Source organism: Nitrospirillum viridazoti CBAmc, assembly GCF_000730165.1.
GTDB classification, from domain to species: Bacteria; Pseudomonadota; Alphaproteobacteria; order Azospirillales; family Azospirillaceae; genus Nitrospirillum; species Nitrospirillum viridazoti.
The window spans coordinates 373,865-392,553 of the sequence record NZ_CP022111.1 but is presented as its reverse complement, the minus strand read 5'-3'; the positions used below and the strand labels follow the sequence as shown (position 1 = coordinate 392,553).

The window sequence follows — 18,689 nt, the reverse complement described above, 5'->3', positions numbered from 1 at the left end:
TCGGCCCATCATCAGCAGAAGGAGCGGATCGTGCGGATCAAGCCGTCCAGATCGCCCCCCTCCCCGTCCTTGATGGCGGTTTCACGCAGGCGCCTCGCCCAGTTCGCCGCATCATCGCGGTGGGCGAGACGGCGGATTTCCGCGATCACCTTGTCGAACCTCGAAAGTCCCCGCGCGTGCGTGTCCGAATAGCCCTTGACCAGCCGGCGGCATTTCAGCACCTCCCCGCCCAGGACATAATCCTTGCGGACAAGGTCGCACGCGCAGGCCAGCCAGACCTCGCGGTGCGCCACCTCCTCGGCATGCCGCAACGAGCGCCGGCGCAACCACCGCATCCCGCCCAGCGTGTAGAGCGTCAGGAACCAGGCGGGCGAATAGGTCCGCACGCGGCGCCCCTTGTTCACCCGGCGGTCCAGCCACGCATAGATCGCACCCTGCCGTTTCAGCCAGCGCGCAAAACCGGCCGGCAACAGGCCGGCGATCTCCTCCATGCGAGGATGCATGAATTCGGTGGTGGTCAGCACATGGTGCGGCCCGGCCCCCACCTCGCTTGCGATCCGGCTGCGCCGGCCAGCGCGCGTCTTCAGGTCGGCGACCCGGATGACATCATCGTAGGTCATCGCGTTCGCCACATACTTGGCCGCCGTCACGGTGAAGTCATGGCCCCGGTCCTGGCCCCCCGCCTGCCGGTCGACGGCATGCAGGCGCGCCAGAATTTCCAGATACTCGGTCCCGTAGCGCTCATCCTGATAATCGACGACTTTACGCAGGCCCGCCCACGCCATCGGCCAGGCGGCCTCGGGCAGGGAGGTGCGCAGCAGGTCAAGCAGACGGGCCACGCGCGGATCGGCGGAGGATGAGGGCACACCGGCCGTCCGCGACGCGGCCGGGATTTCCGCCCCAACATGCGGCGGGGACGGATTTGCCGCCCGTTCAAAGGCGGCGTCGAAGGTCTTCAGGCTTGCGGCCACCCCCTTGCCGTCCTGCCTGATCACGGCGTGATACGCGTCGCGGTCGAAGGGAAGCCCCCCCGATCCGGCCAGCGCGCCGAACATCGCCGAGGAGATGACGCTGCCGTTGCGCGCCGCCAGCTCATCCATGTTGAAGATGATCTGCCGCCGCGCCGTCACGCCGATGGCATCGGCCACCGCATCGCTGTCGGCGATGCCATCGCCGGGCGCGCTCTTCTCGGAAATCGCGAAGGAGCGGTGGTCGGAAGCGATCAGGATCGTCCGTTCGGGGGTGACGATCCCCCTCAGGATCGAGCGGCCGGCCTCCATGAATTCCGACGCCAGGACGACGTCGACATCGCCCGGCGTCGGCATCTGCGCCAGTATGGGCTTCCGGCCCGCCGCGAGCGGCATCATCTCGATATAGTAGATGGTGGCGCCCGTACGTTGCGCCACGCCGGGCACCGATGTCGATTGCGCCACCCAGCCGGCATTTTCGGCCAGCTGGACGATCCACCCGGACAGGACGCCACCGCCCTGTCCCCCCATGGCCACGATGGCGATGGAAATCGGCCGTTCGGTCGCGGCACCCGCGGCGGCCAGCGGCAGCCGGACAATATTGTCCCCCATCACGCCACCTCGAAGGCGACGCGGCGGCGCGCTCGCCGCCGCTGCAGGAAACCGATCAAGGCCATGGAAAGCCGAGCCGTCACCCTGTCCCACCGCGTCGGATTGTGGATCACCTCGGCACGATAGAAGGACGGGCAGAGGGCGGCCGCCTCCGATACCTCGCCGCAGTTGCCACAGCCGACACAGGAATTGTCAATCGCGGCGACCGGGTCGTCACGCAGTGGATCGTCGAGTTGCTTGACGGAAAGAGACGGGCAGCCGGACAAGCGGATGCAGGCATGATCGCCGGTGCAGACATCCTCGTCGACGCCGAAGCGCTCCTTGACTACGCGCTTGCCGTCCTTGATCGACTTCGCCGTGAGGGGCCTCTCCCGCCGCTGCCGGTTGAGCATGCATTCGGAGGAGGCGATGATGATCTTGGGCCCCTCCTCCTTGGTCGTCAGCGCCTCTTTCAGCACCGCGCGCATCCTGCCCACATCGTAGGTGCGATCGACCTCACGGACCCAGGTGGCGCCCACCCCCTTGACCGCCTTGGATATGGGGTTGTTCGTCTGGCGGCTTTTGTTGTGCGCGCGGGAGGAAAGGATGTCCTGCCCGCCGGTCGCCGACGAATAGAAGTTGTCGACGATGACGAAGACGCCGTCATGCTTGTTGAAAACGGCGTTGCCGATCCCGCTGGTCAGGCCGTTATGCCAGAAACCGCCATCGCCCATGACCGCGATCGAGCGCTTGCCGGTTCCTTTGCTGAAGGCGGCGGCCGAGGCGGCACCCAGGCCGAAGCCCATGGTGGTCGTCCCGATATTGAAGGGCGGCAGGATGGAGAACAGGTGGCAACCGATGTCGGCCGACACGTGATGGTCGCCCAGCTCCTGCTGCGTCAGCTTCATGGCGGCGAAGATCGGGCGTTCCGGGCAGCCGGTGCATAGGCCCGGCGGACGGGGCGGGACAACGGACTTCAGCCTTTCGACCTTGGGAGCCGCCAGCACAGGGCTGGCATCCGGAACCGGGGGGCGGTTGCCCAGCAGATTGGGGGAATGATCGTCCAGGAACGCCTGAATGCCCTTCGCGAGCGCCTGTATCGTGTAGTCGCCGGCCATCGGAAGGACGTCCTTGCCGCGGACGCGCGTATTGATGTCGCGCCGGCGCAGCACCGTATTGACGGCCTGCTCCAGATATTCGGGCTGTCCTTCCTCCACCATGAGGATGGCGTCCTTGCCCATGGAAAAATCGGCGATCTCGCTGTCGATCACCGGATAGGTGACGTTCATGACATAAAGCGGGACCTGCGTGTCGCCGTACGCGTCCGAAAGGCCGAGATACTGCAAGGCGCGGATCACGTTGTTGTACATTCCGCCCTGCAGGGCGATACCGACCTTGCCCGTGGCCGGACCAAACAGTTCGTTCAGCCGGCGCGCGCGAATGAAATCGACCGCCGCCGGCAGGCGCCGGGCGATCTTTTCCCGCTCATGGTCGTAGGCCGCCGGGGGCAGCACGATGCGGCTGAGATCCCGCTTCGGCGCGTTAAGCGCGTCATCGATGGTGAAGGATGGGCGGACATTGTCCTTGCACACGAAACTGCCGTGCATGTGGCAGGTGCGGACCCGGACCTCCAGCATGACCGGCGTGTTCGAGGTTTCCGACAACTCGAAGCCACGGGCGATCAAATTGACGATGCACGCATGGTCAGGGCGCGGGTCGAGCAGCCACATCTGCGATTTCATCGCGAAGGCGTGTGTGCGCTCCTGCATGATGGAGGAGCCCTCACCATAATCCTCGCCGATGATGACCAAGGCGCCGCCGGTGACGCCGCCGGACGCGAGATTGGCCAGCGCATCGGAAGCCACATTCGTTCCGACCGTGGATTTCCATGCCACCGCTCCCCGCAGGGGATACATGACGGAGGCCGAAAGCATGGCCGCCGCCGTGGCCTCGTTCGCCGAGCTTTGAAAGTTAACGCCCAGCTCGTCGAGGATGTCCTTCGCATCAGCCAGGACATCCATAAGGTGGGAAATGGGGGAGCCCTGGTATCCGCCCACATAAGAGACGCCGGCCTGAAGCAGACCCTTGGTAATCGCCAGAATGGCCTCGCCCCGGAAGACGTCGCCGTCTCCCAGTCGCAGATGCTCAACTTCCCTGGCAAAAGAACGCTCAGCCATGTCCGTCATCCATTGATATGCATGCGCATATGTTTAGGCCTAAAGTATTCCGCCGGTTTTCATCCCAACCGCTTGGCCCGGGGCGGTACGGCTCTTGCCCTCAGCCGAGAACCAGGTCGATCCGCTGCGCGTTGAAGGAAAAGCCCGGCATGTACTGGTGAAGGAAGTTCGCCTCGATCCCGGCCCGCGCCTGGGCGCCATCCGCCTTTTCAAGCGCGGCTGCCAGCCGGTCTTCATCCTTCGCGAAGGCCCGGATGCCGTTCAGGTCGGCCCAGGCCAGCCAAAACGACTTGCCGTCAGGCGCGATCCACTTCGGCGCGATCTGGGGCCCGTAGGCGCGCGCCGCAATGTCACCCCCGGGCATCCAGGCGGTTTCTTCATGCACCTGCCGCCAGGGCCCCCACGGCGCCGAGGCAACCCACAGGCCGAGATAGCTGGGCTTGCCGAACTCCGTTCCATCGGGCGCGCAACCGATGCCGGCGCTGGCCATCATGTAAAGGTCGAGCGGCTCATTGTAGACGACGCTGGGCAGCCAGGATTCCAGGACGAGGTCACCTGGGAACAGGTTGGCATGATTGACCCATCCGCGCGGAAAGGTGTGCACCGGCTTGCGATCCGCGATGTTCCCGACCCAGCGCGCATCGCCCCCCGCGAGGTGGCCGCCGAAGAACTCATAGGCGCGCCGCTCAAGGATATGCTCGACACGCACCCGGAACATCACGAGCTCATTCATCCGGCCATCACGGCTTCCATTCGGGCTGTAGACATAGACATGGCCATCGCGATTGGCGCGATAGTCCTGCCCCATCTGCAGGATCGAAAGCAGCGAGAAGCACCCGTCCTGCTCATCGAAAAACGCGAACCGGTCACGGTTCTGGTCCCCCCAGTCCTCCCATACCACCGGTGCGGAGCCGTCCTGGTTACGCCAGCTAAGGCCGCCGTCATCGGAATGGATAAGCTTCGCCCCCGTCCAGTGCCGTGGCCGGTCCTTGGCATCGTCCAGCGTGCTCAGGAACTGGTACAGCCGGCCACGCACCGACAGCAGGCCAAAACCATAATAGGACGGCGCACCTTCCGGCCGCGTGGCGCGGTCGAGTTCGGGATAGCCGGTGATGTCGCCGAATGTCGCGCCTTGAGCGGGCCCGTCCATCGCCCACAGTCGCGTGTTGTAGAAGGCGGTGGGGGGATCGGCCCAGCCGGTGCCGTCATTGACGATCACGACCTGGCGATCGGCGGCGGTCCAGGTCATGTGATAGCCGTCGCCCAGGTTCCGCGACCGTCGGGTCGTGTCGTCGCGCCGGATGGCCGAGACGATGTCGTGGGCACGGCTGGCACCCGGCCGGGCACTGGCAAGGATCGCCGGGGCGTACAGGGTGTGCGCCGCCCCGACCCCTGTTGCCAGGGCCCGCTTAAGAAAATTCCGTCGATGCGACATGCTGTCCTGCTCCCGGGAAAGGCGAGCGGCTTGCCTGGGGGAAACGCGCGGCCGCCCGAAAGCGGCCGACGGCGCGGAAGGGCTGACGACAGGGCCGCCGTACCGGCGGGGCGATCCGCAACCCGTTTACTTGATTTCGCTGATTGATTTCATTTCGATAGTCCCATCCTGCTTGACCTTGAACAGCGGATCTTCCCGGTCACAGTAGTATTCCATGATCTGGTATTTATCGTTCCGCTTGTAGCCATAGGTGAAGCGGTAGGGTTCGAGGAGCATCTTGGGGTCATCGATCGTGATCTGGTCTTCCATCATGTCCGGCGCGGTCAGACGGATGCGCTCCGTGATCGTCATGTCGCCGCTGTGAGGAATTTCGAAGAAGCGAACGTCCTCCTTCACGCCACGCGTCGTGACGACCAGGGTATCACCCTCCCAATGGCCGATGGACATGCCGTAGTAGGATGGCACCAGCTTGTTCGGGGGGGGCATCGGCCGGTCGAGATAAATCCGCCGCGTCTGGCTGAGGAACTCGGCCAGCACGGTCAAGCGCCCCTTGGTCTGGAGGAATTCCAGCGGGAAAATGGCCCCCATGATCGTCGGCATGCCTTCGGGCAGGCACAGCGTGCTGGCATCGACGAGCGGGGTGCCGGCCTTGAGCTTGGCGTCACGCTCAGCCCGAAGCGCTTTCCACTGGGTCGCGTATGGCTCTTTCAGGTGCGGCCCGTCGCCGGGCACCGGAAGCTCCTTGAAGGTGTTTTCGTCGCCGGCGAAAGGGTCGGGATATATTTCCCAAATACCGGTCATGTAAGGCTCCGCCGCATGACGCGCGGGCGCCGCGGTGGCATGCCCCGCCGGCCCGGCGCAGATCGCCGCCACGGCCACGGCGAGCAGCAGGGGCTTCCCCATTCTCATCACAAACCTCCCAGTCCCTTTGACTCTTTATGAATTGGTCGCCATCCGGCACGCGGCGCCAAGGCGCCAGCAAGGGGATGCTGGTCAGGGCGCCGCGCCCTCCGCCATCGGCATCACCAGCCGCTCAAGGTCCTGCCATCCGGAACCGTGATCGTCTTCAGCATCCCGCCGGGCCGCCCATCGCGGAGCGGATAGAACGCGATGTTGACGGTGTCGCCCGCCTTGATCGTCGTCGGATCCCACCCCGCGGCACTCATCATGTTCACGCTGCTGCATTCCAAGGCGTAACTGGTCTTTCCATTCGCCCCCTCGGCGCTGACGACGACAAACGAATGCGGGTTGGCGAAGCGGAATTCGGTGACGGTCGCCTTGTTCAGCTGATCGATCTTCGTCTGATCGAACATCGCGAACGAGTGATGAGCCAAGGCCGGCATGGCGACCACGGCCGCGACGAGACCGACGCCGACAGCCGCCGATACCGCTTTCTTGACCAGTTTCATCAATCAACTCCTGTTTATTTAAGACCGCGTGTCGCGCGCCGCGCGGCCACGCCGTCGCCTTCATCCGGACGATGCGAAAAACCAAGGCGGGAACGTTCAGGCGCGTGTCTGAAGCAATCCCTGGCGCCCGATCCCTTGCTCCCTTTATCCGGCCGCCACAGGCGCTTCCCCGTTGCCACGTGCTGTTCCCACGTGCGGCTCGGACCCCGGCGCATGTCTCGCGCCGGTAAGGGATGCCCTGGAAAAGTCTTAGCACTTGCTCCGAACTCGTGGCGGCGATTACAGTTGTGAAACCGTTACAGGGCGGGAACGCGGGGACGTTTCAATAGGGTTTCCGGCATCTTCCCCATTAAAATTGCTCCGTAATGGCCCCCGAATCCCTAAGCCAACCAGCCAGCGGCGGCAGCGCCGTGACAGTGGGGGGAAGCGTTACAGGATTTGGACATTCCTGAAATGGACGCGCGTTGCTGAAGGTTTGAACGGCATGAAGCTTTGGTCTCATCGGCAACCTTCCCCACCCCAGCACGGTGCCGAGGAACCGGCTCCCGCTGGAGACGGCGCTCCACTCCGCGGAGACCGGTTGCGCGAAGCCGCGCAGGTCCTGCGCGACGAACTGGGCTCCAAGCGGTCGGACAAGCTTCTGCGCCTGTTCGATTTCCTGTTGGAACGAACCATCGACCTGCGGCCGCCGACAGAGCTGGAGATAACAAACGAAATATTTTCCACCGGCAGGACGCTGGACGCGCCCCAGGATGCGACGGTCAGGGTGTACATCCACCGCCTGCGCAAACTGATGGATGAGGTTTACAAGGACCGCCCCGACCCAGGCCTCATGATTCCCCTGGGGCAGTACAGCGTCCAACTGACCGGCGTTGCCGAAACGGTCGTGCCGAAGGTGGCCCCCGCCGAGCAGGTCCCTCTGGGCCGGGCGCGATCGGTGCCGCGCTCACGCCTGGCGCTGGGCGCTGCCTGCCTGGTGGCGCTTCTTGCCATTCTTTTCCTTTTTCCGGCCGTCCAGGACCGGCCGACATGGCCCGCCATCTGGCGGCCCCTTGCCAAGAGCGACCGGCCGATAACCATCGTGATGGGCGACTATTTCCTGTTCGGCCAGATGGGAAGCCAGGGCCCCACGTCCACCGCAGTGCCCCGTCTTGTCTGGGATCATTCCATTCTCACCCGGGACGACCTGGACATCTACCTGATGCGCCATCCGGAGGAGGGTGAACGCATTACCCCTCCCAGGGAGCAATATGTCTCATCCAGCACCATTATGGCGCTGGAGAAGGTCCAGGCCATCCTACGCGACCTCACGCGAGGGCAAGCACGCCCCATCAAGCTGATTTCGGCCTCGCAACTGGTTCCTGACGCATTCAAGTCGTCCGACGTTGTCTACGTCGGCCTGTTGAGCGGCCTCAGCGTCCTGCTGTGCGATCCCCTGTTCCAGGCTTCGGGCTTCACGCTTGGTGACACGTTCAATGATTTGACCGACGCCGCGACTGGCACGAAATATCAGTCCGACGGTGTCGTCCTGACCGAGGAGCGCATACCGCGCGTGGATTACGGCTATATGGCCAGCCTGCCCGGGCCCGCCGGAAACACCATCATGATCATCGCGGGAACCCGCGATCCCGGCCTGTTGGAAATGGCTGAATTGGCGGGTGAACCCGCCCGCATCGCCGCGGCCGGGTTCAACGGGAACGTATCCTTTCGTGGCCTTGAAATGCTTTACCGGGTTCGTGCCATGGCGAACCTCAATATTGGCGCCACCCTAGTCCTGCATCGCGAACTGCGGTCCCAGGGTATCTGGGATAAATCCGCGACAGCGGATGGCACTCCATCACCATCGGACACGCCAGCGGCAGCACCGATCCCACACTAAGCTGTCAGGCGCACCGGGCTGACGGACGACCGCTTTCGCCAAGGAAATGACCGCTTCGGCAATTGTTCCATTTTTCCCCGTCTGCAAGGGTATTCGCCATGAACAGGATCGAATACCTTCTGGCCGCTGCCATTCTGCTCGGAATGCCGGCGCGCGCGACCGCGGAACCGGTCAATGACTACATCGCCGCCGAGATGACCCGCGAGGGCATTCCCGGCCTGGCGGTCGCGATTGTGCGCGACGGCAGGCTGCTGCGCGCCCAAGGATACGGTTCAGCCAACCTGGAGCATCAGGTGCCCGTCCATGCGGACACGCTGTTCAAGACCGGGGCGATCGGCATGCAGCTCACGGCCGCCGCAGTGATGCTGCTGGTCCAGGATGGGAAAATTCGGTTGGACGATTCCATACGTCTCCACCTTCCCGAAGTGCCACCCAGTTGGCGGCCCATCACGATCCGCCAACTGCTCAACCACACGTCGGGCCTGCCGGCGACGCCGAATGGCGATTTCCGCACCGACTACACCGATGCGCAATTGCTGGACATCATCGCGAACCAGAAGCTGAATTTCCCCGCCGGCGCCCGCTGGCGCTTCAGCTATTCCGATTACATCGTCCTCGGCTTCCTTGTGAAGCGGGTGAGCGGTCAATATTACGCCGACCTCTTGCGACAGCGCGTGTTCACGCCACTGGGAATGCGCACCGCGCGCGCCATCGATGAGACGGCCGTGATCCCCAACCGGGCGGCAGGCTACGAGGCGCGGGACGGCACGCTGCGCAATGCCGAATGGATCTCGCCAACCGCCAACTCGACCGCCGACGGGTCCCTGTACCTGTCCGTGCTCGACTATGCGGCCTGGGCGGTGGGCATGGCAGACCGCCTGGTGCTGACCGACGATTCCTGGGCCCAGGTCGCGAAGCCGGCCCGCCTGAACGATGGCTGCGTTTACCCTTATGGATTCGGCTGGTTCCAGCAAACCGACACCCAAAACAGCGTGTGGTGGCATTCCGGCACTTGGCAGGGATTCCAGACCTATGCCGTCCGCTATCTCGAAGGCCGCCTCACGGTCGCCGTCTTTGCCAACAGCGACAATGCCGACGCCGGGAGCATCGCCCGCCATGTCGCGGAAATCGTGGAACCTGGCCTCGCCCGCGCACCCGCCACCCCGGCGAACGACGGGGAACCGCCCATGACCGAGCGGGTGAAGCGCCTGCTGGGCGATATAGCGGCGGGTCGGATGGCCTATGGCGACTTCACGGATTACGCCAAGCTGGACTTCACGGAATTGATGGCCGGCTACACCAAGACCATATCCGCGCTCGGCCAGTTGCGGGAGCTGGCACCGTTCGGCCGGCAGGACATGTGCGGCGACACGCTGTATCGCTACCGCGCGCGCTTTGAAGATGGCGTCATCGAAGCCAGTGTCACCATCGCGGCCAACGGCAGGATCGGCAACCTGGTGATTGTGCCGCTTCGCGCCTGGGACGCGCCCCTTTAGTCAGCCCCCCGCCCCCAGCCATTCCGCGTAGGAGGGCCGTGAAAGCTGGAACAGGTCGGTCGAGCGGGTGTACCAGCCGGCGCCGTGCATCCGCGCGACCAGCGCCATGGCCAACGTGTCCACATGCAGGCGCCGTGGATCAACCAGATCGTCGCGGATGTGAAAGTGCAGCACCTCACCCAGGACGACCGTGGACTGCCCGGCATCGACATGGTGGAAAAGCCGGCATTCCATCGCGACCGGAACAGAGGCGATCCGTGGAGGAGCGACCGCGACCGAGGGCGCGACGGCGACCCCCGCATGCTCCAGTTCGTCAAATTCCGGGGGCGCGTCAATGCAGGTGAAGTTCATCGCCGGCGCGTCCGTCTCGCTTACCAGATTCACCACGAATTCGCCCGTCTCCAAGATGTTCCTGGCGCTGTCCTTCAAGGTGCCGTCGGGGCGGCGCATCAATCCGATGGCAATCAGAGGGGGCTCCGAGCCCATCATGTTGAAGAAGCTGTAGGGCGCGGCGTTGCGATACCCCTCGGCCGAGAGGGTGGTCAGCCAGGCAATGGGCCGGGGGGTTATCGCGGCACTCATCAGCTTGTAGCGGTCCGCCGCCACCAGTTGCCTGAAATCGAAGTCCATATGCACGGCCACCCTCCCGCTTCCATCCGTGGACGCCTTGGCGGCGTTGTTGTTCCCGCCAAGATACTTGCATCTGCCGACCTGGCAAGATATTTTAAGCCTATAATAAATCCTTGGAGGGCGTCATGCCCGAGCTCAGCTACGACGCGTATCGGGAGGATGTCGTTGGCCGCGCCAATGTGTCCGATACACCTGAATTGATTGACTATTATCGGCGGCTCGGCCGCTTGGGAACGGGTGCGCTATGGACCGTCGCGAACAAGATCGAACCGTGGCAGCCCAGATCCTCATCGGTTCCGATGATCTGGCGGTTCCAAGACCTGCGCCAGGACGTGCTAAGGGCGCTTGACCTCGTGACGCCTGAGCAGGCTGGGCGCCGCGTGGTTTACCTGGAGAACAAGGGACGGTCGGATGTCGTCGCCGCGGTGGGATGGCTCTATGCCGGACTGCAGGTGATGAAACCAGGCGAGTGCGCGTCCAGCCACCGCCACAGCGCGTCGGCGTTGCGCTTCATCATGGAAGGCAGTGGCGCCTTCACCAATGTCGATGGTCACAAGATGACCTTGGGCGCCAACGACTTCGTGCTGACGCCGAACGGCACGTGGCACGAACACGGCGTGGCGGAGGACGGGACGGTCTGCATCTGGCAGGACGGGCTCGACATTCCCTTGATGAACGCGCTAGACGCCAATTTCTACGAGGTCCACCCGGAGCTTCAGCAGGCCGTCGCCCACCCCGTGGACGACAGTCTCGCCATGTGGGCCGGATCCGGCTTGCGGCCGGCGGGCCAGCACTGGGCCAAACGCTATTCGCCGCTGCTCAAGTATGAGTGGGCGCCGACCTATGAGGCGCTGTCGCGCTATGCGCGGGTCTCGGACGGCTCACCCTTCGACGGCCTCATCATGGATTACGTGAACCCGGCCACGGGCGGGCCGGTGATGCCGACCATCGGCGCGACGATGCAAATGCTGAGACCCGGGGAGAGAACCAAGGCCCACCGCCAGACCGGCAGTTTCGTCTATCAGTGCGCCAAAGGCCGGGGCTGGTCGGTGATCAACGGGCAGCGTTTCGACTGGCGGGAGCGGGATATCTTCGTCGTCCCATCCTGGATGTATCACGAACACGCCAACGCCTCCGCCACCGAGGACGCCTGCCTGTTCAGCTTCCACGACCTGCCCGTCATGCACGCGCTCGGTCTCTATCGCGAAGAAGCCCTGGGCGAGAACGGCGGACATCAGCCGGTCCTCTCCTGACCAAGCCTGAAGGAATTTCAATGCGTCTCGTCACCTACCGCGCCGATGTGGAGTCGGCGGCGCGCCTCGGCGCCATCGCCGGCGATCTCGTGATCGACCTGGCCCGCTTCGGCGGCGCGAAAAACGTTCCCTTCCCCTCTTCGATGCTGGAATTCATCGATCTGGGTCCGCGAGCGGTGGCGATCGCCACCCGGTTGATCGCGGAGTGCGAAGGAGGGTTCCCACTCGGCACCGCCGTCCCGTTGGCGAACGTGACGCTGCTGGCGCCCATCCCCCGCCCCCGCAAGAACATCTTCGGCATCGGCCTCAACTACACCCAGCACGTCGCCGAAAGCGCCAAGTCGCTCGACACCTCGCCGGACCTGCCACGCCAACCCGTGATCTTCTCCAAGCCGCCGACCAGCGTCATCGGACCGGGCGAGCCTATCCTGCATGACGGCAAGATCACGCAGCAGCTTGATTGGGAGGTGGAACTGGCGGTGATTGTCGGCACCAAAGCCAGATGCGTGCCCCGTACCGACGCCCTGCGCCATGTCTTCGGCTATACGGTGTGCATCGATATGAGCGCACGTGATTGTCGCCGCGCCGGCCAATGGATTTATTCCAAGGGGCAGGATAGCTATTGCCCCTTGGGACCGGTCGTCGTCACCGCCGATGAAATCCCCGATCCGCAGTCACTCGACTTGTGGCTGACCGTCAACGGCGTGGAAAAGCAGCGCAGCAACACCGCGTACATGCTGTTCAAGGTCGACGAACTGGTCGCCGACATCAGCCGGGGCATCACGCTGGAGCCAGGCGACATCATCGCGACTGGCACACCCGCTGGCGTCGGCGCCGGCCGGGACCCGCAGGAATGGGTCTGGCCGGGCGACGTCATTGTCGCGACGGTCGATGGCATCGGCACGCTGCGCCATCCCGTGGTCGCGCGCTAGCCGGTACTCCCCGGGGGGCGTGCCTTTTCATCTCCAGGAAGAAGCCATGAAACAGATGCTTCGGCGCGCCGGGCGCGCCCTCACGATCGCGGCCGCCGGTATGGCGTTACTGACTCAGCAGGCCGTCGCCGCCGACCGCGACGACGTGATGAAGACCGTCAACCAATGGGTGGACAGCCTGAACCGGGGCGACGTCGCGACCGCGATCGCCGCCTGTGCCGAGGAAACGTCGATCGTTGACGAATTCGCGCCCTTTCAGTGGCACGGCAAGGACACGTGCGCCCATTGGGCGGCGGGACTGGCGGCATTCAACCAGTCGATCGGCCTGACGGACGGGGTCAACAAGCTGCGCAAGCCCTGGCGGGTGGATGTCGAGGCGGATAGCGCCTACGTCGTCGTCCCCGCCGATTTCCGGTACAAGCTCAACGGCAAGCCGGGCGCGGAATTGGGGGCGATCTTCACCGTCGCCTTGCGCCGGGAAGGCGCCGGCTGGCGCATCGCCGGCTGGGCCTGGTCGCGGCCCAAAGGATCATAGGGGGCCGTCGCGTCTCGTCGCGCCGCAACCGCCTTCCCTGTCGTCCCGATGAGCGGATCGCGCCAACCCTGTTACCGGTGTCGCGCGATCCGCCCTGGGATGAACATCCACGGGAGTCAGAATTGGCGGGCGACGGTGAAGCGGACGGAGCGAGGCTCCAGCGGATGGATATGCATGTCGGGAACGCCTGACGCCGGTTCGCCCCGCAGGCGATCGGTGTAATAATAGTCGGCGGCATCGTCCTTGCTGTTGAACATGTTGTAGACGCCGATACCCAGGCGCAGGCCGCTCTCCAGCTTATAGTCCAGGCTCAGATTCCATTCGCTATACCCGTTGGACTGGATGCTGTTGTCCTCGATCAGGGGATGGGAGCCGAGATAGCGAAATTCCAGCCCGCCCGAGAGCCGCCCCTCCGCCCAGGTGCCGGCGGCCCACGGCCCCACCCCGCCCCATGATCCCAGGTCCTTCAGGTACAGGGCCAGGGAACCGATGTATTTAGGGGCATCGGGGATGAAATCGCCCGCGGGATCGCGGTCGGTATAGCGGGCGTGGCTGAAGGCGACGCTGCCATAGAGTTCCAGCCAGGACCAGGGCGCGTAGGTGGTGTTCAGTTCCAGCCCCCGGCGCCGGCTGGGACGTCCCGCCGTCGTCTGGCCCGCGTCGGCGTTGTACGTCAGTTCCGACACGAAATCCATCTGGAAGGCCGTCAGCGTGGCCGTGAGGTTGGGAAGGAGGGTGCTGCGCAGGCCTACCTCCGCCCCGTCCACCTTGGGCAGCAGCGGCGCGTTGCCCTGCGTTGTGCCGCGCACGTCATTGCTATGGAAGCCGCGACCCGCGCTGACATAGACCTCCGTGCTCTCCCAGGGGGTGACGATGACGCTGCCCTTGGGCTGCGCCAGGCGGGCAGCCACCACGCCGGCGTTGGTGCCATGGTCAGTGCCGGTCAGGTAATCCTCGCGCGCGCCGACAACGGTGCGCAGCCAGGGTGTCCAATGGCTGATCGCTTGAAGGTAGGCGCCGCCGCCGGCCTCCCGGACGTTGTCGTCGCCCAGTGCCTCATAAGGCACGCGCTGGTGGGTGGCCAGCAGATCAACATTCACGTCGTCGAAACGAACATCCAGGCCGGTTAGCAGTTCATGGTCGACACCGAACAAGGACAATGTCTTGGCGTAGCTGACCGCCCCACCCGCCACCATGCGGTTCTCGTTTTGCTCGTGCTGGTCTCCCAGAACCGGATTATCCAGGAAATGGGTGAAGTTGTTCCACAGGGTCAGCTGATTGTTGACGACATAAGCGTTGGCCTTCACGGCGCCGCCGGCCAGCCAGCCCTTGTCCACCGGCAGGGCGAGGGTGCCGGACAGGCTCATGCGCTGAGCCTTGCCGCCATCCGACGGGTCCAAGGTGCCGTAGCGGCCGATCAAGCCGTCATCGATGGCGCGCGCCGGCTGATCGGTCGTGGCGTTCCATAAGGCATGGTAATACATCGCGGTGACGGTGAAGCCATCGTAATGGTCGCCTTGGCCGTAACGCAGCACGGCGTTCCCCTTGCGCAGGTTGTCCGGATGGTCCCAGGGGCCGTCGTAATGCACCAGTTCCCCACCCGCGGTGAGGTGACCGGACCCTAGATCGGTCGTGCCGGCGGCAAAGGCACGCTGATAGCCCAGCGTGCCGGCCGTCAACGCCATCTGGCTCGCAATCTGGTCGCCGTAGCCCATCTGGACCGATCCAACCGCCGAGAAGTCGCCCTGGGCCGCGAAATAGGGACCCTTGGTATAACCCAAGCCGTTGGCCAGTTCCGGGATGACGAAGTTCAGGTCGGTATAGCCCTGGCCATGGGCATGGGTGCGCATGTTGACAGGCATGCCGTCGATACTGACGGCCAAGTCGGTGCCGTGGTCCAGATTGAACCCCCGCAGCAGGTATTGGTTGGCCTTGCCCTCACCGCTATGACTGGTCACCACCAGACCCGGCACCGTTTCCAGCATCTGGCCCACGCGATAGGCCGGCAGCAGGTCCAACTCGTCCTTGACCACCACTCCCTGACTGGAGGTCAGTGCGCTGCCGATCAAATCACGGCGCTCGGCGGTCACGATCACGTCTTCGGCGATATTGTTGTCCGTCTCCGCCAACGCGATGTGGCTGACAGTTGAAATCAGACAACCTGTCAGCATGGTCACCTTGAGGGCGCGTGTTCCTTTCCAACAGCTTCCAGCCTCACACGCGCGGCGTCCGCCCTTCTGGACCGCCCCTAAATCCTGCACGGTTCACCTCCCTTTTGTGCTTTCCGCCCATATCCGGCAGGAGAAGGCTCAGCGCGCAAGTTACGTACGGTTACGACGCCAATGAAGCGGCGCGACAACAGACGCGCTCTTCCAGTCACGATGCCAAGACCCGGTAGCTGATGGAGATGGAAATCCAGGAATTGACTGGGACCGGCCTGTCAATCTGCAGCGAACATTGACCCGGTACTGGAGTGCGCCCCTTGGGGTGAACAGTTCCAAGCCGCAGAATTGACCGGTGGCCAGGAAGCCGTTGGTATTCGTGATGACTTGGTGCGGCGAACCACGCGCAGCAGCGTGCCGATGCCCACGCATCATCAACCGTAGCGCCAGGGCCGATGCCGGTCGCGCCTTGCCGTCCTAGTCACGCCTTCGGGGTCACGCCTTCGGGCCCCCTGGTCGCCTTGACATGCTGTCCCTCCAACCGCGACCGGGGAACGTACACACGTACGGGCGCTCTCGGACGACGTTACGGGACACTCCGAAACGTTTCCGGACAGTTTCAAGCAGCCTTGCTGCGTTTATCTCGAGCATCGTTTACATTAAGCAACAAATATGCGTATTCAGCTTCATTGTTGTGATTCAAAAACGACCGCCAAGGCCGGCGAAGCACCAGCCAAATGACGGTGTCGAGGCTTGAACCGCGACAAGCGCTGACTGGGAGCGAAGCGCAAGCTGGCCAACAAACATATTTTCAAAATCGGGGAGAGCAAACCGTCATGACGGGTTTGAAGAATCGGCTGGTCTTGGAATGCGGCACCGCAATTCCAAATGAACGAAAAACGTTCATGTCTTTACGCGTGCTACTGCTCGCCTGTTCCGTCCTGTCCACACCAATAGGCGTGGTCTATGCACAGGAGCAAGCCACGAAGCAGAATGATGGCAGCGATGGACTCAATATTGCCGAGATCGTCGTATCGGCCAGGCGGAAGGATGAGAAGGCATTGGACGTCCCAGCCTCCATCACCGCCTATTCGTCCGATTATCTGAAGACGCAGAACATTCAGAATTTTACCGATTATGCGACCCGCATTCCCAACCTGACCTTCCAATATGGTCAAGGAGCGGATCTGTTGTGGAGCGGTAGCCGCCAGACCACCATTCGTGGCGTGGCCGGCAGTGGGACGACATCCTACTATATCAATGACACGCCGGTGCCCTCATCCGTCAGTCCGTTGACGCTGGACCTCGATCGCATCGAAGTGCTCAAGGGCCCCCAGGGAACCCTGTTCGGTGCCAGTTCCATGGGGGGCAACGTGCGCTTCATCACCCGCAAGCCTTCATTGACTGAGAATTCGGGCGAGGTGCAGGTGCAGGGCGGCGGTACCGAAGGCGGGGGGCTTGATTATGATGGCAACGTCGTCGCAAACGTCGTGCTTGCTCCCGGTCGGCTCGGCCTCGATGTCGCCATTGCCGATACCCGGGATTCCGGATTCATCACGCGCCGGTTTCCCGATGCTTCCGGCAATCTTGTCTCCAGGGATGGACAGGGTCGCAATGACACCTACGCGGCGTCGGTCACGCTTCGGGCCAAACTGACGGACGAAGTGGAGGCGACCATCAGCGCCATGGGCCAGTCAAGCGACCTGCACGGCTTTCCGGCCGCCTACGTACCCTACCCCGATTATAAACCCTTGTCCTACACGGTGGACCGTGCCCAAGACGTGCAGGAATATTCCCGGGATCGCTGGGGTATTGGGTCGTTCGTCCTGAACTATACCGGAGACGATTTCTCCGTGGCTTCTTCCACCAGCTATTTCGCGCGCCGGATCAACGAGCGGGAAGACGACACCGAGGGGAGCAACCTGTACCTTACCCAGGCTACGGGGATCGACTTCGGCAATACACCCATTTACCAGGATACCCACCATACCGAAACGCGGCTCACGCACGAAAGTCGCGTTTCCTTCGATGATGGCACGCTATTACCGCACCTTTCCGGCATTGCCGGGGTATTCTACCAGCATCAGAACCGCCGTGACACCGTGCCGGTCACTCCGATTCCGGCGCTGGCCGACGCGGGCTTCAATCCGTCCTATCTCGCCGCCAATGGCACGTTCATTCACAGCAACGATGCGGCGCTTTTCGGCGAACTATATTATGAGATCATCCCGAAGCTGACCGTCACGGCAGGCCTGCGGCAATATTGGACAAATCAGAAGACCGACGCAAACGAGGACCAGGGATTCGTCTTCCTACCCGCGGGGTCATCCTATGTGCCAGCCATCGGGAACAGCGAGTCGGGGCTCATTCCCAAAGCCGTGGTCTCCTATAAGCTGGACGAGCAGGGCAATATCTATGCCTCTGTGTCCAAGGGCTTCAGGGCCGGGGGCGCGCAGCAATCCCTCCCAGCGGATCTTTGTTCGGCCGACCTTGCGCATTTGGGCCTGAATGGGGATGCGTTGCGGCAGTATCGATCCGACACGCTGTGGAGCTATGAGGCCGGAATCAAGAGCCGGCTGGCAGAGGGCCGGCTCAGTGCGTCCGCGGCGGTCTTTCAAATTGACTGGTCCGACATCCAGCAGTCGGTTTATTTGCCCACCTGCACCCTGTCCGTCACGACGAATGCGGGTAAGGCGCGTATCCGGGGCGGCGAAATGGAGGTTTCCGGCCGTCCCTTCGCCGGGGTGCCGTTCACGATCGAGTTGGGGCTCGGCTATACCGATGGCGTCCTTCTGGATCCCGGCGTGCTGCCGCAACCCGCGAACAGTCCCCTTTCTCAGGTTCCGCAATGGAGTGGGACCATATCTGGATTCTACCAGGTGGACCTCAGTCAAGACTATCAGCTCTTTATTGCTGCCGACTACAGCTATACCGGCTCCGTCGATGTCCCGACCGGGCGCGGAGGCTTTGTGGTGCGCCAGGCGTTCAACATGGTCAACGGCAATATCGGCGTGAGTTTCGGGCAATCCCAGGTCTTATTTTACGTCAAGAATCTGCTGGATGAACGCCTGAACTTTGGTGACCAGCCTGCCGCGGGCTTCGAACGCCAGATGCTTCTTGCTGACGGAACCTATGAACGCTACCCCCGTGGCGTGGTCAGCCGCCCACGCCAGTTCGGCGTGCAGTTCCAGCAGAGTTTCTGAGGCGGACTTCGCGGCGACC

Annotated in this window: 13 protein-coding genes; 6 read left to right on the top strand and 7 right to left on the bottom strand. The window is 63.4% G+C overall.

Annotated elements, in window-relative coordinates; genetic code table 11:
* Positions 1-11: 11 nt before the first annotated feature.
* The 5 genes from Y958_RS15200 to Y958_RS15180 form a co-directional block, all read right to left on the bottom strand.
* On the bottom strand, positions 12-1,580 hold the full coding sequence (locus tag Y958_RS15200; RefSeq protein WP_088872900.1) for an indolepyruvate oxidoreductase subunit beta family protein: 1,569 nt from the start codon (positions 1,578-1,580) through the stop codon (positions 12-14).
* Entirely contained in the window at positions 1,580-3,736 is a 2,157-nt protein-coding gene (locus tag Y958_RS15195) for a thiamine pyrophosphate-dependent enzyme (protein ID WP_088872899.1), read from the bottom strand. The genes Y958_RS15200 and Y958_RS15195 overlap by 1 nt, the downstream gene beginning before the upstream one ends.
* A 100-nt stretch (positions 3,737-3,836) precedes the next feature.
* On the bottom strand, positions 3,837-5,171 hold the full coding sequence (locus Y958_RS15190) for a DUF4185 domain-containing protein (RefSeq protein WP_244909528.1): 1,335 nt from the start codon (positions 5,169-5,171) through the stop codon (positions 3,837-3,839).
* Between the two features lie 126 nt (positions 5,172-5,297).
* Positions 5,298-6,074: a hypothetical protein gene (locus tag Y958_RS15185; protein WP_088872897.1), complete on the bottom strand. Its 777-nt coding sequence runs from the start codon at positions 6,072-6,074 to the stop codon at positions 5,298-5,300.
* A 119-nt stretch (positions 6,075-6,193) separates the two neighbouring features.
* The gene (locus Y958_RS15180) at positions 6,194-6,580 is read right to left on the bottom strand and encodes a DUF6152 family protein (protein ID WP_050897937.1); all 387 of its coding nucleotides are present in this window, start codon (positions 6,578-6,580) and stop codon (positions 6,194-6,196) included.
* 580 nt (positions 6,581-7,160) lie between these two features.
* Between Y958_RS15180 and Y958_RS15175 the strand changes: the two genes are divergently transcribed.
* On the top strand, positions 7,161-8,459 hold the full coding sequence (locus Y958_RS15175) for a hypothetical protein (RefSeq protein ID WP_088872896.1): 1,299 nt from the start codon (positions 7,161-7,163) through the stop codon (positions 8,457-8,459).
* A gap of 98 nt (positions 8,460-8,557) precedes the next feature.
* Positions 8,558-9,955: a serine hydrolase domain-containing protein gene (locus Y958_RS15170; RefSeq protein ID WP_088872895.1), complete on the top strand. Its 1,398-nt coding sequence runs from the start codon at positions 8,558-8,560 to the stop codon at positions 9,953-9,955.
* Here the strand turns inward: Y958_RS15170 and Y958_RS15165 are convergent, their stop codons facing one another.
* The gene (locus Y958_RS15165; RefSeq protein ID WP_004271708.1) at positions 9,956-10,585 is read right to left on the bottom strand and encodes a flavin reductase family protein; all 630 of its coding nucleotides are present in this window, start codon (positions 10,583-10,585) and stop codon (positions 9,956-9,958) included.
* Between the two features lie 125 nt (positions 10,586-10,710).
* On the opposite strand from Y958_RS15165, the gene Y958_RS15160 reads away from it, so the two are divergent.
* Genes Y958_RS15160 through Y958_RS15150 form a run of 3 tightly spaced genes read left to right on the top strand, consistent with a single transcriptional unit; the run spans position 10,711 to position 13,305 of the window.
* A complete protein-coding gene (locus Y958_RS15160; RefSeq protein ID WP_088872894.1) occupies positions 10,711-11,838 on the top strand; it encodes a cupin domain-containing protein in 1,128 nt (375 codons plus the stop codon).
* Between the two features lie 20 nt (positions 11,839-11,858).
* Complete coding sequence (locus Y958_RS15155; RefSeq protein ID WP_088872893.1) at positions 11,859-12,770, top strand: fumarylacetoacetate hydrolase family protein; 912 nt, start codon at positions 11,859-11,861, stop codon at positions 12,768-12,770.
* 46 nt (positions 12,771-12,816) lie between these two features.
* Positions 12,817-13,305 carry a nuclear transport factor 2 family protein gene (locus tag Y958_RS15150; protein ID WP_186291415.1) on the top strand — a complete coding sequence of 163 codons (489 nt, stop codon included), beginning with the start codon at positions 12,817-12,819 and terminating at the stop codon, positions 13,303-13,305.
* Between the two features lie 116 nt (positions 13,306-13,421).
* Here the strand turns inward: Y958_RS15150 and Y958_RS15145 are convergent, their stop codons facing one another.
* Complete coding sequence (locus tag Y958_RS15145) at positions 13,422-15,476, bottom strand: TonB-dependent receptor (RefSeq protein WP_244909527.1); 2,055 nt, start codon at positions 15,474-15,476, stop codon at positions 13,422-13,424.
* 827 nt (positions 15,477-16,303) lie between these two features.
* On the opposite strand from Y958_RS15145, the gene Y958_RS15140 reads away from it, so the two are divergent.
* Positions 16,304-18,670, top strand: a complete 2,367-nt coding sequence (locus Y958_RS15140; RefSeq protein WP_088872891.1) for a TonB-dependent receptor — start codon at positions 16,304-16,306, stop codon at positions 18,668-18,670.
* Positions 18,671-18,689 lie beyond the last annotated feature (19 nt).